This is a genomic window from Paractinoplanes ovalisporus (assembly GCF_016834655.1).
In the GTDB taxonomy this organism is placed as follows: Bacteria; Actinomycetota; Actinomycetes; order Mycobacteriales; family Micromonosporaceae; genus Actinoplanes; species Actinoplanes ovalisporus.
The window spans coordinates 182,176-195,434 of record NZ_JAENHP010000013.1 but is presented as its reverse complement, the minus strand read 5'-3'; the positions used below and the strand labels follow the sequence as shown (position 1 = coordinate 195,434).

Genomic DNA, 13,259 nt, shown 5'->3' with positions numbered 1-13,259 from the left:
CGCCCGTACTAACGTGCGGCAAGCTCGCGCACACGGGTGCGACGGCCCGAATCCGTTGCGGTGTAAGGGATTCCGCCTCTTGCCGGCGAGCGTTGCCGAGGATGTCAGGCGGGCGGGGTGGCGGCCTCATCCTCGAAAGCGTCGGCCGCCGGGTTGCCGCGATGATGACCGAGCCGTCGCCGCAGTTCGGCAACGCGGTCGTCTGCCCGGGCGGACCCGGCGTTGCGGGACAGGCGCAGCGCCCGCGTCGCGGCGTCGGCGGCGCGCTCGACCTCGTTGGCTTGCAACAGCGATTCGGCGAGCCACGTGAGGTAGAGCGACGTCTCGCGCCCGGTGTCCTCGCCGTACCCGGCGGTCGCCTGTTCGAGAATCGGCACGGCGCGCAGCGGGCGCGCGAGTTCCGTCCACACCCGCCCCGCCATGATCTCGATCTCGCCCTCGTCGAGCCAGTACGTCCAGATCGGGTCATCGCCGGGGCGGCGATGGTCGTACTCGGCCTCGACCGTGCCGAGGGCTCGCTCGGCGTCGCGCGCCTCACCCGCCCTCGCTGCCGACCACGCGACCCGCTCGGCCAGCAGCGCCCGGGTCGTCGCCGACGCCTCGCCGCGAGCGCCGACGTACGCCGAGCGCGCCAGCGTGACCGCCTCGCGGGCGTCGCCGACGTTGGCGACTTGGTACGCCAGCGACGAGAGGTTGTTGGCTGCCCCCGCGACGTCGCCGCCCGCGTGCGCCGCCCGGACGCCGAGCAGGTAGGCGGCCTCGGCCCGGTCGTGTGCGCCCGCGTCGGAAAGCGTCCATCCCGCAAGCTGACACAGCTCGCCGACCGCGACGAGCAGGCGTCGGCCGACGTCCTCGGAGTACGCGCCGTCGCGCAGCAGGGCGGTCGTCGCCGTCAGTTCGGCTGTCACCATGTCGTGCGTGTCGGCGCCGCCGACGTGGTCGTCGAGCAGGCGCAGTTGATGCACCCGCGCCTCGACCTGCTCGACCTGCTCGACGCCGATCCGGCGGCCGGCACGGATCGCGGTCAACTGCGGCGGCTCGGCGATCAGCCATTGGTGCGCGAGGCTCACGGCGTTCTCGGCGGTCGGCCGCTCGGCCACGACGGCGGCGGCGAGCCGTTCGGAGTCGGCCGGTCGCCATAGGCCGGAATCGAGCCGCCACGGTTCGGCCGCCTCGGCGACCGGCGGCAGCAGCGCGACGAGCCCGCCGCCCGCACCGAGTGCCTGATCGAGGGCGAGGGCGAGTTCGGGGCTCGGCTGACGACGACCGTTCTCGATCCGGGAGAGATGGCCCGCGTCGAGGTGCGCGCGGCGGGCGAGTTCGCGTACGGACAGGTCGGCGCGCAGACGCCGCAGGGCTTGCCCGAACGTCTCCACCGCCACCCCCGAACGTGAGTCCGCGTGTTGCCAGCGTTGCCAGTCGGCCGCTGCGGTGCAGGGCAACGCGGCAGTCCTACCGGTTCCCCAGCGTGATCGCGAGGCTACTCCATACGGGGATGAGGCCGCTGCGCTCGGACCGGCGAGAGATCCACCGGGCGCGGCGCCGCCACACGATCGAGGGGGCAGGCATGAGTGAGGACGGCATCGACTGGACTCGCTGGCCGCGCACACGTCAGGCCATCGCCGCTAGCGAGCCCGAGGCGTACGACCTCGACGACAAGGACGACGCGCCGGAACGCGGGCACCGCCTGCTGCGGGCGATGGCCGAGGACAGCGGCGGGGCGATGCGGCAGGTCGAGCCGGGTCGGTGGTACGTCAGCAAGCTCGGCGGCGAGCCGCCGGTCGGCGGGCAGACCGGCACGGAGTAGGCACGCGACGACGGGCGCGGCGTCCGTCCGCCCCGGACTGCCCGCCCGTACCCTGCTCGGCCATGACGACCCCTCATGACTCGGCCGCACCGGCCAATTTCTGGGCGCGGACCGACAAAGGCTTGACCGGCTTCCGGGCCGCTACCGTCTGCCGGAACGGCCATGAACAAACCGTCGACGAGGACGAGTTTCCGGGCGACGATCTCGACTTCTGCTCGTACTGCTCGGAACGGGTCCTCGGCGGGTGCCCGAACTGCGGCCGCCGCCTGCGCGGCGCGTCACGGTCGATCACCCTGCGGCCCGGTAGCAGTCCGGCCCCCGGGCAGGCGCACCAATGGTCGGCGTGCGACCGCTGCGGCGACCCCTACCCGTGGGCTGACCGCGAGACCAAGATTTCTCACCTGCTGCGGTCACTCAGGCAGGACATTCCCGAGCACGATCGCGAGGTCATTGCCGACGACCTGCAACGACTGCGAGACGTGGAACTCGGCGAGGATCCTGAGACGGAAGGCCGGGTGATGTCCGCGTTCAAGCGCGGGGCGTTCGTCTCTGCGGTCGCCGCCGATGCGCTCGGCGGACTGATCAGTGACATCGTCTCGAAACAGTTCCTCTGACCATAGGCAAACGCCCCGGATTCGTTGGTACGTAAGCGGATCCGGGGCGTTTGCCTATGCGGGGCGTTGCTGATCGGCCGCCTCGCGGTCGGCACGCCAGATCGCCGCGTCGTGCGCGTGCGAGGGGAACCATGGCCGCTGCCCGTGCCGCTCGGCGTGGCCGGGAGCCTCGACGCACGCGCGGTCCACCGAGAACCCGTTGAGCCGGACGACCTCGGCGGCGGCGGCCGGCAAGCCGGGGTCGGTGCGCCGCATCTCAACGAAACGGGCCTCGATGGCTTGGATCTCGGCCTCGGTCGAGCCGCCGGCAGAGGGTGCGTCGTCGTCGCGCCAGGCCATCACACGCTCCTAAGTTCGGCGCGGCCACTCCAACGGGCGCGGGCCGCCGCGCTCGCGTGCTGCGACGCCAGCGACGCGCCGCCGCTACTTTTGCCGCCGCCAGCGGCCTCGGGCAGGCCGACCGGCAGCCGCAGTTGCCCGACCTGCCGCCCGAGCGTCACGGCCTGCTGCCGCTGCTCGCGCATGATGGTCAGCCGCTCGCGGACGGCGGCGAGCTGCACCTCGGGGTCGTCCGTCGTCGCGGCGATCTTGTCGACCTCGGCCCGCATGGCGTCGAGCGCGTCGAGCCGGTCCTTGGCGAGCACGAGTTGCCGGACCATCTCGGCCTCGTGTCCGGTGTATTTGATCCGCTCCCGCTCGGCGTAGGCGTGCAACGCGGCGTAGAACGCGGCGGCGCCGTCGCCAACCCCGGCCGGCAGTGGCCCAATCCGCTCACTATCAGTGATGCCGGTCATGTCCGGTTCTCCCTATATCGGTTTTATGTGGCTAGATCGGGCACGTATCCGGGCGGAAGCGCTATCCTCCGCCGCGCCGACCCCTCCCGGGTGGGGGGCATGCCCCAGTACCCCCCTGGCCTGGACTTACGTTGTGTGACCGCGCGGCGGGCGGCGCTGGTGGATCGCAGCGGGAAAGGATGACCTCGCTCCTCACCATCGGCCCTGAACGCATTGGGTGACGTTGACGTCGGCCCGCCGCGCGGTCAGTCATCGGCGCGTGGCTCGCCGCCCGCGCCAGGCGTGGCGCGGGCGCATACGGCGCACACGCCAGTGAGGTACGGGCAGCAGCACGCAGCTCACGGCCGCCGCCGTCATGCCGCGTCCGGCGAGCCACCCCGGTACCCGGACCGGAGGCCGTCGAGCAGGGGTGGGGGTGCCTCGGCTCGACGGGGGGTACGTCCCGCGCGGTGCGCCCGCAACGCCGCGTGCTCGACCGAATCGCGGTACGACTCCTCGTACAGCCGCTGTTCGGTCGCGCGCTCGACCTCAAGGCGCTCGTCGCGCTTGGCCCGGTGCGCATCCCGCGCTGCCCGCCACGCCGCCTGCTCCTCGGCGAGGGCGGCCTCGCGGGCCTCGGCCGCCTCGGCGAGATCCTGATCAGCGTTGGCGGCGGCCTCGCCGGCAGTGAAGATGCCGGGGTGCCGGCCGTGCTCGTCGATCACGAGGTCGGCCATGAGCCGCGCGCCGGACGGCTTGGGCGCCCGGGAGTCGTACGCCGGGACCGTGCCGAACCGCACGGGCGGCAGGCCCCGGCTAGGGAAGCGCAAGAGCCGTTCCTCGTTGACGCCCTCGCGCCGGAAGATGAGCGGCACGGCCCGGTCGCTGACGAGCGCCCACAGCAGCTCGACCAGGCGCTCGCGCCGCGTCCACAGCTCGCCGAGCACGAGCCACGCCTCGCGGGCCTCGTCGCTCGTCGACCGGCGTACGACGTCGCTGTCGTTGCGCAGGCCGTCGACCAACGGGGCGAGGTCGGCCGCCTCGTCGAGCAGCGCCTCGTACGCCGGGGCGAGGTGCTCGGTGATGAGCCGGTCGCCGAGGTCGCGTACGGCGCGCATGGCGGCCTTGTCGATCTCGCGGTGCGCGGCCCGGAAGTCCCATCCCGGCCCGGGGGTCGCGATCTTGGCCTTGGCCGGTGCCCCGGTGACCAGCGAGCGCACCCGGTCGCGCTCGCTCTTGCGGGCGCCGGTCCGGTCAGCGTCCTCCTGCTCGCGCAGTTCGGCGCGTCGCTTGCTGTGACCGTCGAGGATGTCGACGAGCTCGCCGCCGAGCCCGGCGGCCTGCCAGCGCTCGGCGAACCTGCGGTCGAGGATGAACTCTCCACTCATGATCTTCTGTCCTCTCTGGTCAGCCGCGCCGCACGTTGGCGACGAGCTTGAGCGGGTCGGTTTCCTCGTCGTCGGCCTCGGGCGCAGCGGCGTAGGCCGCGAGGACGACCTCGGCCTCGTCGGCGGGCAGCGACCGCAGGGCCGCCAGCGCCTCGGCACCCTCGGGGCTAAGCTGCACGGCGTCCTCGTCGGCGCCGGTCGCGGTCGTGGTGGTCGTGTCGTTGCTGGTCATGCTGCTTTCTCCTCTGTGTTGGTGCGGGTGGTCAGGTCGGCCGCCGGCAGGAACTCGGCGGGCCAGCGGTAGACGGATGTGACGCGCATGTTGTGCGGACTGCACCACGCGCTGCGCAGCGGCTTGCGTTGCACCACGACGTCGTAGCCGTCCGGGTAGCCGTCGCACAGGCCACGGCGAGACGTGACGTCGCCGGGGACGTACGTCCGGCGGCGCGCGGTGCCCGCCGGGTGCATGTGCCAGACGCGACAGTGCGCACAGGGAACGGCAAGCCATGCATGCAAGTCGCGTCGCACCTCGTCGTCGTCGGGCTCGACGAGGTGACCAGGAAGGCGCGGCGTGCCGGCCGGGGCGAGGGTGAGGGCGGTCATCGGGTGGCCTCGACCTGCTCGGCGACGACGAGGCACACGTCGTCGCACGCCTCGTGCGCCGCGCTGTACGCCGCGAGCCGGTCGCGGTCGTGGCGGGCCTGCCGCTCGGCGGCCGAGGCCGTCTCGAACAGCGTGAAGCCGTAGCCGAGCAACTGGCCGTGCTCGACGGTGACGGGGACCGGCACAGCGCCGTCCTCGTGCCGCCAGGCGATCACCCTGGAGACCGCGACGTCCTCGGCCAGCGGCTCGCGCTGGCAGGCGGGCGTGCCGTTGGGGTTGCCCGCGCGGAAGACCGTTGCCGCGAACAGCGGGTATGCCTGCGGCACGATCGGCTTACTTTCCTGCGTCATGTCTATCTCTCCCTAATGGATCGGTTTCGTGTCCGTCCGCCGTCCGCGCTCCGCACCCCTTAAGGGGTGCGGCCAGTGGACAATTCGCGGACGACTCTGACCAGCTCGTATAGACGCTTGCCTATCGGCTGTCCGCGAGGGTGTCGCGGACGCGAGTTCTGCTCACTTTTCCGTCCGGAGGCGGTTCCGCCGAGTCCGGCCTGAAGGGGTTAAAGTCGCTGGTCAGGCTCGTCCGCAGCTCGCGGACGGACGGCGCGGACGCGGCGGATTGCCCGATATCTGCCGCGAGCATCCGCTCGACCATGCCCCGGTCCTTGCCGGACTGCCCGCCGCTCGGGTCGTCGAGCGTCAGGCGCCCGCCGGCCGCCAGATAGACCATCTGGTACGTCTCGCCAGGCCTGTTCGGATCCTCGCGCGGCGTGAGCAACTGCGTGATCACCGAGAAGAACACCGTGCGGCCCATCCGCCCCGGGCTGTCCTTCGGCAGCGACTCGGACAGGTCGCAGTACGCCCGCCACAGGTCCGCCCTCGTGCTGCCCCGGCCGGGGTCGTCCTGCTGCAACAACGTCTGGACGATCCAGCGCTGACGCTCAACCGAGAGCGAGTCGCGCTCGCGCTGGCGCATGGCTTCCATGATCGAGATTCCCGGCCCGCCGGCAGCAGGCCGCAGCACCTCCCGCCCGACGACGAGCGAGCTGACCGGCCGACCGCGCTCGTCGCTGCCGAGGTCGACGACCTTCATGAGCAGCGGCATGGTTCCGAGGTCGTCCGAATCCTTCGACTTTTCCAGCGTCAGGTAGGCGGTCAGCATCTCCTTCCGGACCATCCACGTCCTGTCCGCGGCGCCGCGGACGACGCCCGAGCCGCGCTCGACCATTCCCGCCTTGGTCGTGTGGTGCACGGTCAGAACGGCCGCGCCGGTCGCCACCTTGAGCGCGTCGATCTGCTTGACCCATGCACCCATCTGCCCCGCGTCGTTCTCGTCGAGCCCGTCCGAAAGCCGGGCCTGCGTGTCCAGCACGATCAGCACGGCGCCGATCTCCCGGGCGAACTCGATGACCGCTGCCCACTGCGGCGACCGCCACAGCGCGCCGTACGCGCCGCGCACGACCACCTCGGGCGCCATCGGCAGCACGCGCAGACCGCCCGGGGACAGGCCGCGATCCTTGGCCCATGCCGCCGCCCGCTTACGCAGGCCCCGGGCACCCTCCGCCGCCACGTACAAGACCGGGCCTTTGCGCACCTCCTTGCCCTGCCACGGCAGGCCCGTCGCAACGTGACAGGCCCAGTCAAGGGCAACGAACGACTTGAACGACCCCGGCTGACCGATGATCCAGTTGGTGCTGTCGAGGTCGAGCACGTCGTCGATCAGTGGCTCGGGATCCGGCATCGCGAGCAGGCCCCCGAAGTCGAGGACGTGATCCGCGACGCGGAACTCCGGCGCCAGGCGTCCCGCCTCGGCCGCCTGCGCGGCAACGGCAGCGGCGAGCTCTTCCCGGGCCTTGAACTCGGCCGCGATCCGGATGCGGTCGTACTCGCCCGGTTCGAGCCGAAGCGCGAGATTGCCGAGCTCGGCCCTGACCCCACCGGTCCGGTGTCGGCCGCAGGGCGGGCAGTAGACCTTGCCCGGGTCGTCGTCGCCGGGGACCGGCGCGAGGTCGTCCTCAGCGGTGCAGGTGGCGCAGGTCGTCATGTCGCTGCCTCGGCGTGCAGGCCGACGAGGGTGACGACACAGAACGCGCAGTAGGCGACGCGGCCGAGCAGGCGTGCCGGCCCGTGGTCAAAACAGCCGTCACACGGCTGCACGACGACCGGCCGCCGACCGTCGCCGGCAACCCGTACGCAGTCCGCGCACAGCGGCCCGACCGGGGCGTGATTGTCGTACGTCGCGCCGACAGTCGGCATCGAGCGGCCGAGGCACCCGCGGCAATCTGCGGTAGCCTGTTCGGGGATCAGGAACCCCGTTGAGAGGTCGTCCGCGTGCGGGCGGCCTCTTTCCATGAGCGAGGTGGTCACGCCGCCGCCTTGAGGCCGTCGCCAGGCTCGCCGAGGGCCGCGCGAAGCGTGGCGGCCTGCTCGGCGGTCAGCTCGGGCGCGCGGTCGACGATCGCCCTGATGTGCGAGTCGAGCGTCGTGCGGGCGGCGGCAGCCTTGCGTGCGCGCTCACGGCGAAATTCGGGGTCGGCGAGCTTTCCGCGCAGGGGCAGCTTGGGAATGACGGGCTTGGGGGTGACGGTCGCGTCCTTCGCGCTCCGCAGCAGGCGAAATTCGGGGTCGGCGAGCTTTCCGCGCAGGGGCAGCTTCGGCACGACGGGCTTGGGGGTCACGGTCGCGTCCTTCGCGCTCCGCAGCAGGCGTCACCCCGCGCTATGGCTCGACTCGCATTCTGCGTCTGGCCGACCTTGTGACCCGATACATCCCTCGCGGGCGTACCCGACGGGCGTCAAAACCGCTCACCGCCGGACGTCGCCGAAAACTTAGCTGCTTCGCGGGATGGCCGTCAACCCGTCGATGGCGCGTTTCCGCAGGTCAGCCTGCTAGGTAGCTGCTAGGTTCCTGTTAGTTCGCGACCGTCCACGCTGCTCAGGAATACAAAACCTAATAGGTTTGCCGACCATTCCGAGGGCAAAAATAAATCGCCCCGGCCGCAATTAGCCGGGGCGATTGTGGGCGCGGTCACCTATTCGAGAACGCCCCACGTCAGCGGGTCGCCATGCCAACGGGAGGGGGCGAGCCGCTGAAACGCGCGGTGCTCGCGCTCGATGTCCGGCGTACGCCCCGGCAGGCCCTTTCCGATCCGGACATCGGCCAGGGCCTTCACGATCTGCCTGCGACCCACGACGGTCGCGTTGTCCCATTTCGCCGTCAGATTCGGGTGGGGGTCGTCGAGCACGTCGCGCAGCACGGCGGGCAGCCTCGCCGCTCGTGCCTCACGCTCAAGCCCTTCGATCTGGTCTTCCAGCCCCGCCATGATGGCCGCAACCCGCGCCGGGGAGTCCTTGCCGCGCTTGGCGATCGCCTCCCACTCCGCGAGCTGCATCTTGAGCCGGTCAGCCTCGTCTTGGGCGCGTTGCGCGGCGTCCTCGTCGCCTACGGCCATGGCGCGCAGGGCGTCGGGCCGCGCGAGGCGTTCCCGGAAGATCTTCGTCAGCATGGCGTCGATGTCCGCCAACGGCGCCGAGACGCACCGCTTCACGCTGCACCGGTAGAAGCCGACGGCCTGCTCGATCGGCGCCTCGCACACGGCGCACACGGCGAGGTAGCTCAGCAGGTGCTTTTGCCGGCCGGGACGGGTGATCCGCCGGTCCGGGTTGCTCAGCACAGCTTGCGCGTCGCGGAACGCGGCGGGCGTGACAAGAGACTCCCAGGTGCCCTTGTGCTCGCGGCCGTTGTGCACGCGGATGCCGAGGTACAGCCGGTTGCGGGCGATACGGCGAACGGCGTTGGTCGTCAGGCCGAGATCCTTGCCGATGCGCATGATCGGATCACCCGCCCCGACCCTCTTGAAGATCGTGACGACGTTGGCGGCCTCGGGCTGCTTGGGCACCCATCCGAGGCGCTTGCCGGTCTCAGTGTCGAACTGGCGGGCGTAGCCGTACGGGACCGGGCCGCCGGGGGGCAGTCCTGCCGCAGCGGCGCCCGCGTGCCCCCGCTTGGTGCGCAGGCTCAACAGCTCGGATTCGTAGGCGCTGGTGATCCCGTCCTCGGCGAGCGTCTTCCAATCACGGGCCTTATTCAGGTCATATAGACGTTCATCTTTGATGACGTAGATCCGGACCTTGCCGCGGCGGCAATCGGACAGGAACGCGAGCCACGTCTCGGCAGTGCGGTCGCCCCGGCTGGACTCCCACAAGATCAGTACATCGAGATTGGCGGCTTGCACGTCGGTGAGGACCCGAGCCCAGTCATCGCGGCCCTTGGTGGCGTAGCGGGAGGCCGAACGGCCGTCCGAGTAGTCCCCGGCATGGGTCCAGCCCTCATCGCCGATCACCTGGTGACCAGCGTCGATCTGCTCGGCGATGCTCTTAGCCTTGTTACTGCTCTGCCGCCCGTACACGCCTGCTCGCATGGCTCGAATCTAGCAGTCTAAGAACGCAACTTCGTAGCCCGCGACCACGACGAGATAGTCCAGATGCGAGCCGACTGGTCCGACCACACCCCACGTTTCGGCGAGGTCCACGGCTACGACGGCCCGCCCCTGCCACCCCCACCCATGCCCATCACCCGCCTGGTTCCCCGAGGCCGCATCCGCTGACCCGCCGTACCAGCGTCGCGTCCCGTCGGCGCCCACGGGCCGCGTTCGGGCTCGCGCTGCGTTCCGGCTCGCGCTGTTCCGGCTTGCGCCGCGTTCGGGCTCGCGCTGTTCCGGCTCGGGCTCGTGCCGTTCGGGCTCGCGTCGTTCGGGCTCGCGCCGTTCGGGCTCGTGCCGTTCGGGCTCGCGCCGCGTTCGGGCTCGCGCTGTTCCGGCTCGGGCTCGTGCCGTTCGGGCTCGCGCCGCGTTCGGGCTCGCGCCGCGTTCGGGCTCGCGCCGCGTTCGGGCTCGCGCCGAGTCGGGCTCGCGCCGAGTTCGGGCCTGCGTCGCGACCCCGGATCGTGCGGCGTTTCGGATCGTGCGGCGTGCCGGCGTCGCGGCCCTGACCGCCACCTGCACTCACGTCGCGTCCGCACCTGAGCTGTGAGTGGCGCCGCGCTGCGCGCCTCGTGGAATCTGCCTGCGGGCGCGCCAGTGGTTTCAAGCCGTTCGGTGCGCGGGTTGAGCTGACGGTGACGCCGGGCTTCGGATGGGCGAAACTCCGGTCGGTGGGTGTGGCGCGGCGTCGGGTTTTGCGGACGGCGCACGTGGTGTGCGTTGGGGGTGGCATTCGGGTTGACGGTGGTTCGCCGTGGGCGGATCGTCGAGATACGGCCTGTCTGCCGTTTCGCAGGGAGCACCAGTGGACTTCTGGGATATGGGGAAGCTTGCCCTGATCGTGGCCACACCGACTCTGCTCGGCGCGGTGGTGATCTACGCGCCTAAGTGGTGTGCGGTCATCGCCGCACGGTGGGAAGCGGTGCGGCCGCATCCGCCGCAGCCGATCGGGCCGCCTATCGAACAGCTGGCCGCCGATCTGCGCCGGCTGTTGAAGCTGCACAACGAGCTGACCGCCTCGGCGCACCTCGCCATGCGGGCCCACCGGCTCTGGGCCGTCGAGGCCGCCATCGGCACGCGGGCGATCGAGGCCGCCCGGGCGTTGGATCTGCCCCATCCGGAACTCGGCCCGCACGAGACCATGACCCGCCGCCAGCTGCATGACCTGCTGATGTCCCTGGCCGGCGCCGGTCTCGTCCTCCCGGCCAAGGTCGGCCCCTTCACCTCCGACGGCCGCATCTGATCGCCCGCCGCCAATCCCGACGCGACTGCCTCGGGGCTGCTCAGGCCGTGAAGGTGCTCGAACCGAGGATCTTCGTGACGCTGATTTCGATGGCCACGCGCGCGGGGTTGGGGCGGGGCTGACGGTAGCGGGCCGCATAGCGCTTCTCGGCCTCGGCCACCGCCTCAGGGTCGTCCCGGATCACCGCGAGGCCCTCGACGGTTGTCCAGCGTGGCCCCTCCACCTGGCAGATCGCCACCCGCGCCTGGCCTTTGCGGACGTGTCGCACGTGGGCCGACGTCGCCGAGGAGATCACGCGGGCCAGGCCGGCCGCGGGGTCCAGGGTCGCGCCCACCGCCACGACGTGCGGGGAGCCGTCCGCGCGCAGCGTAGTAAAGGTGCAGAGGTGTCTTTCTGCCCAAAATTCCGACAAGTCGCGGTTGCTGATGTCAACGCGCCCGCTCATCGACCGACCATCTTCAACACACGCATCCACCCATCATGCGCGGCATGATCATCAAAGGTCCCGCCGGGGTCCGCAAGAGAACAGAGCACGCGCGACCAAGGCGTGCGCGGAGGGAATGCCCGATGAGTGCACGCGCGACGAGGCGACGCCTGACATGGGTAGGAGGAACGCTCGGAGTCAGAGGCACCCGAACGTCAGCCGCCGCGCAGAGCATGATCAGCCGAGGGCAGGCGGGGATCCAACCAGCCCTACCCCTCCCACCCGGGGGCTGGCCTCAAAATACGCCTCACGGTGGGGGCAAATCGGAATGTCCACAGGGCGCCGCCCCGTGATTTGCCGTACAAAGAGCCGCCCAGGTCAGGCGACCTCGGCGGGAAGGATGCCCTGGCGCACGGCGGCCACCAACGCCGCGTGGTCGCTCTCGACCTGGTCGGCGTAGGTGCGGGCGAAACGGCACAGCGCGTCCGCCATCTTGTCGCTCCCGCCGATGTACCCGGCGATCATCGAGGCCCCGCTGGTGCGCGCATGCGACTTGGCCAGCAGGTAACCGCAGATCCCGGCGTAGTCGGCCAGCGCCCGGGCGTCGATGTCCTCGACGATGATCGCGCCCTTCATGTCGCGGAACTGCCGTACGTAGAACTGCGTCTCGCCGACCGTGGCCCAGCCCAGCAGCGGGTCCGACACCGTCTGCAGGGCCTGCTGGTATTCGACCACCCGCTGCCCCTGGTGCCGGTGCCAGGCCGCGTCGCCGTGCTGGTGCCGGGCGATCACCGAGCGGCGGGCCTGCTTGAGCTGCAGGAACACGACGTCCGAAGGGCTGCTTCCCTCACAGAGCGCCACGTACGCCAGCAGTCCCACCGACCCGACGCCGACCACCTTGTGCGCGATGTCGACGATCCGGTAGCCGGCCAGGATCCGCGCCCAGTGCGGCGGCAGCGTGTTGAGGTAGCCGTCGAGTGCCTCGGCCAGCTGGTCGACCTCGACCGGACTGGGCCTCGTGATCAGCGGCGGTTCCTCGACGAGCCGGGCCGTGCCGTCGCGGCGCTCGGTGAAGCGGGGCAGCGCGCGGTCGCTGGTACGGCGGCGGGCCCGCCGGGCCGCTCGGTCGATCTCGTCGCGGAAGCTGGCCCGCGACGCCGCCGAGCGCAGACGTTCGACGTCCATCTGGTTGAACGAGCGGGCCAACAGCGGCTGGTCAGCGAGGTGGCCGATCTGTTCCCGGTACTCCTCGACGCAGTGCATGACGGCGTCGGCGCAGGCGCTCTCCTTGAAGCCGTTCTGCCGGCCGGCCACGTGCACGCTGACCACGAGCCGCCGCAGGTCCCACTCCCAGGCGCCGGGGTGTGCCTCGTCGAAGTCGTTGAGGTCGAACACCAGCTCGCGTTCGGGGGAGGCGTAGAAGCCGAAGTTCCCGAGATGGGTGTCGCCGCAGATGACCGGGGTGATGCCGGTCGCGGGCAGGCAGGCGAAGTCGTCGGCCATGACGTTGGCCGAGCCGCGCAGATACGCGTACGGGGATTGGATCATCCGCCCGATCCGGACCGGCACCAGCCACGCCTGTCGCCCCTGGTTGGCGTGCATGATCTGGGTGACCGGGTCGACCCGGAAGTGCGGCGCGTTCCAGTAGGCCATCTCGGACCGGTGTGACCGCTCGCGCAAGGACCGGCCCAGCTCGTAACGTTCGGCCCGCGGGCGGGCCGGCATCCGGAGTGAGGCGAAGCCCTCGTCACTGGCGTCGCCCAGAACGACATGCCCGGTTGCAGGTTCCATCAAGGCCACCCTAAGGCTGATCGACTAGATCAACTAGAGGCGGGAAGCTCCCCTCTTCAAGGACCACACCGACGGGTTAACAAGTTCGTAACATGAGGTGTCAGCGCGCGGTCGCAAGGCCGAACGTCGATGGCGAC

General features: G+C 70.8%; 17 protein-coding genes. 4 read left to right on the top strand and 13 right to left on the bottom strand.

The window, feature by feature from the left end; all coding sequences use genetic code 11:
- Positions 1 to 104 precede the first annotated feature (104 nt).
- Positions 105 to 1,382, bottom strand: a complete 1,278-nt coding sequence (locus tag JIG36_RS32155; protein ID WP_307872997.1) for an NsdA family TPR-like regulatory protein — start codon at positions 1,380 to 1,382, stop codon at positions 105 to 107.
- A gap of 185 nt (positions 1,383 to 1,567) precedes the next feature.
- On the opposite strand from JIG36_RS32155, the gene JIG36_RS32150 reads away from it, so the two are divergent.
- Both JIG36_RS32150 and JIG36_RS32145 read left to right on the top strand, forming a co-directional pair.
- On the top strand, positions 1,568 to 1,807 hold the full coding sequence (locus tag JIG36_RS32150; protein WP_203380157.1) for a hypothetical protein: 240 nt from the start codon (positions 1,568 to 1,570) through the stop codon (positions 1,805 to 1,807).
- Between the two features lie 62 nt (positions 1,808 to 1,869).
- Positions 1,870 to 2,421, top strand: coding sequence for a DUF2321 domain-containing protein (locus tag JIG36_RS32145; protein WP_203380156.1), 552 nt, complete (start codon positions 1,870 to 1,872; stop codon positions 2,419 to 2,421).
- 54 nt (positions 2,422 to 2,475) lie between these two features.
- Here the strand turns inward: JIG36_RS32145 and JIG36_RS32140 are convergent, their stop codons facing one another.
- The 10 genes from JIG36_RS32140 to JIG36_RS32095 all read right to left on the bottom strand — a co-directional run bounded on the left by JIG36_RS32140 (position 2,476) and on the right by JIG36_RS32095 (position 9,604).
- Entirely contained in the window at positions 2,476 to 2,760 is a 285-nt protein-coding gene (locus JIG36_RS32140; protein ID WP_203380155.1) for a hypothetical protein, read from the bottom strand.
- Entirely contained in the window at positions 2,760 to 3,215 is a 456-nt protein-coding gene (locus JIG36_RS32135; RefSeq protein ID WP_203380154.1) for a hypothetical protein, read from the bottom strand. The genes JIG36_RS32140 and JIG36_RS32135 overlap by 1 nt, the downstream gene beginning before the upstream one ends.
- A 353-nt stretch (positions 3,216 to 3,568) precedes the next feature.
- Positions 3,569 to 4,582 carry a hypothetical protein gene (locus JIG36_RS32130; RefSeq protein ID WP_203380153.1) on the bottom strand — a complete coding sequence of 338 codons (1,014 nt, stop codon included), beginning with the start codon at positions 4,580 to 4,582 and terminating at the stop codon, positions 3,569 to 3,571.
- Positions 4,583 to 4,601: 19 nt separating this feature from the next.
- Positions 4,602 to 4,814: a hypothetical protein gene (locus JIG36_RS32125; protein ID WP_203380152.1), complete on the bottom strand. Its 213-nt coding sequence runs from the start codon at positions 4,812 to 4,814 to the stop codon at positions 4,602 to 4,604.
- Complete coding sequence (locus JIG36_RS32120; protein WP_203380151.1) at positions 4,811 to 5,185, bottom strand: hypothetical protein; 375 nt, start codon at positions 5,183 to 5,185, stop codon at positions 4,811 to 4,813. The genes JIG36_RS32125 and JIG36_RS32120 overlap by 4 nt, the downstream gene beginning before the upstream one ends.
- Complete coding sequence (locus tag JIG36_RS32115; protein ID WP_203380150.1) at positions 5,182 to 5,535, bottom strand: hypothetical protein; 354 nt, start codon at positions 5,533 to 5,535, stop codon at positions 5,182 to 5,184. The genes JIG36_RS32120 and JIG36_RS32115 overlap by 4 nt, the downstream gene beginning before the upstream one ends.
- Positions 5,536 to 5,656: 121 nt before the next feature.
- Positions 5,657 to 7,228 (bottom strand): AAA family ATPase, encoded by a 1,572-nt coding sequence (locus JIG36_RS32110; protein WP_203380149.1) that lies wholly within the window; start codon positions 7,226 to 7,228, stop codon positions 5,657 to 5,659.
- A complete protein-coding gene (locus JIG36_RS32105; protein WP_203380148.1) occupies positions 7,225 to 7,551 on the bottom strand; it encodes a hypothetical protein in 327 nt (108 codons plus the stop codon). The genes JIG36_RS32110 and JIG36_RS32105 overlap by 4 nt, the downstream gene beginning before the upstream one ends.
- Complete coding sequence (locus JIG36_RS32100) at positions 7,548 to 7,862, bottom strand: hypothetical protein (RefSeq protein ID WP_203380147.1); 315 nt, start codon at positions 7,860 to 7,862, stop codon at positions 7,548 to 7,550. Before JIG36_RS32100 ends, JIG36_RS32105 begins: the two co-directional genes overlap by 4 nt.
- A 353-nt stretch (positions 7,863 to 8,215) precedes the next feature.
- Positions 8,216 to 9,604: a recombinase family protein gene (locus JIG36_RS32095; RefSeq protein WP_203380146.1), complete on the bottom strand. Its 1,389-nt coding sequence runs from the start codon at positions 9,602 to 9,604 to the stop codon at positions 8,216 to 8,218.
- Positions 9,605 to 9,667: 63 nt separating this feature from the next.
- On the opposite strand from JIG36_RS32095, the gene JIG36_RS53545 reads away from it, so the two are divergent.
- Positions 9,668 to 9,790 (top strand): hypothetical protein, encoded by a 123-nt coding sequence (locus JIG36_RS53545; protein ID WP_268919767.1) that lies wholly within the window; start codon positions 9,668 to 9,670, stop codon positions 9,788 to 9,790.
- A gap of 679 nt (positions 9,791 to 10,469) precedes the next feature.
- A complete protein-coding gene (locus JIG36_RS32085) occupies positions 10,470 to 10,907 on the top strand; it encodes a hypothetical protein (RefSeq protein ID WP_203380145.1) in 438 nt (145 codons plus the stop codon).
- 40 nt (positions 10,908 to 10,947) lie between these two features.
- Here the strand turns inward: JIG36_RS32085 and JIG36_RS32080 are convergent, their stop codons facing one another.
- Both JIG36_RS32080 and JIG36_RS32075 read right to left on the bottom strand, forming a co-directional pair.
- Complete coding sequence (locus JIG36_RS32080) at positions 10,948 to 11,352, bottom strand: pyridoxamine 5'-phosphate oxidase family protein (protein WP_203380144.1); 405 nt, start codon at positions 11,350 to 11,352, stop codon at positions 10,948 to 10,950.
- A gap of 357 nt (positions 11,353 to 11,709) precedes the next feature.
- The gene (locus JIG36_RS32075) at positions 11,710 to 13,122 is read right to left on the bottom strand and encodes a DUF2252 domain-containing protein (protein ID WP_203380143.1); all 1,413 of its coding nucleotides are present in this window, start codon (positions 13,120 to 13,122) and stop codon (positions 11,710 to 11,712) included.
- Between the last annotated feature and the right edge of the window lie 137 nt (positions 13,123 to 13,259).

What these genes read in the sequence shown, in the direction of transcription:
- JIG36_RS53545 (WP_268919767.1), top strand. Translation starts at nt 9,668, where the DNA reads ATGCGAGCCGACTGGTCCGACCACACCCCACGTTTCGGCGAGGTCCAC.
- JIG36_RS32075 (WP_203380143.1), bottom strand. Translation starts at nt 13,122, where the DNA reads ATGGAACCTGCAACCGGGCATGTCGTTCTGGGCGACGCCAGTGACGAG.
- JIG36_RS32115 (WP_203380150.1), bottom strand. Translation starts at nt 5,535, where the DNA reads ATGACGCAGGAAAGTAAGCCGATCGTGCCGCAGGCATACCCGCTGTTC.
- JIG36_RS32145 (WP_203380156.1), top strand. Translation starts at nt 1,870, where the DNA reads ATGACGACCCCTCATGACTCGGCCGCACCGGCCAATTTCTGGGCGCGG.
- JIG36_RS32080 (WP_203380144.1), bottom strand. Translation starts at nt 11,352, where the DNA reads ATGAGCGGGCGCGTTGACATCAGCAACCGCGACTTGTCGGAATTTTGG.
- JIG36_RS32150 (WP_203380157.1), top strand. Translation starts at nt 1,568, where the DNA reads ATGAGTGAGGACGGCATCGACTGGACTCGCTGGCCGCGCACACGTCAG.
- JIG36_RS32120 (WP_203380151.1), bottom strand. Translation starts at nt 5,185, where the DNA reads ATGACCGCCCTCACCCTCGCCCCGGCCGGCACGCCGCGCCTTCCTGGT.
- JIG36_RS32140 (WP_203380155.1), bottom strand. Translation starts at nt 2,760, where the DNA reads ATGGCCTGGCGCGACGACGACGCACCCTCTGCCGGCGGCTCGACCGAG.
- JIG36_RS32095 (WP_203380146.1), bottom strand. Translation starts at nt 9,604, where the DNA reads ATGCGAGCAGGCGTGTACGGGCGGCAGAGCAGTAACAAGGCTAAGAGC.
- JIG36_RS32135 (WP_203380154.1), bottom strand. Translation starts at nt 3,215, where the DNA reads ATGACCGGCATCACTGATAGTGAGCGGATTGGGCCACTGCCGGCCGGG.
- JIG36_RS32110 (WP_203380149.1), bottom strand. Translation starts at nt 7,228, where the DNA reads ATGACGACCTGCGCCACCTGCACCGCTGAGGACGACCTCGCGCCGGTC.
- JIG36_RS32125 (WP_203380152.1), bottom strand. Translation starts at nt 4,814, where the DNA reads ATGACCAGCAACGACACGACCACCACGACCGCGACCGGCGCCGACGAG.
- JIG36_RS32130 (WP_203380153.1), bottom strand. Translation starts at nt 4,582, where the DNA reads ATGAGTGGAGAGTTCATCCTCGACCGCAGGTTCGCCGAGCGCTGGCAG.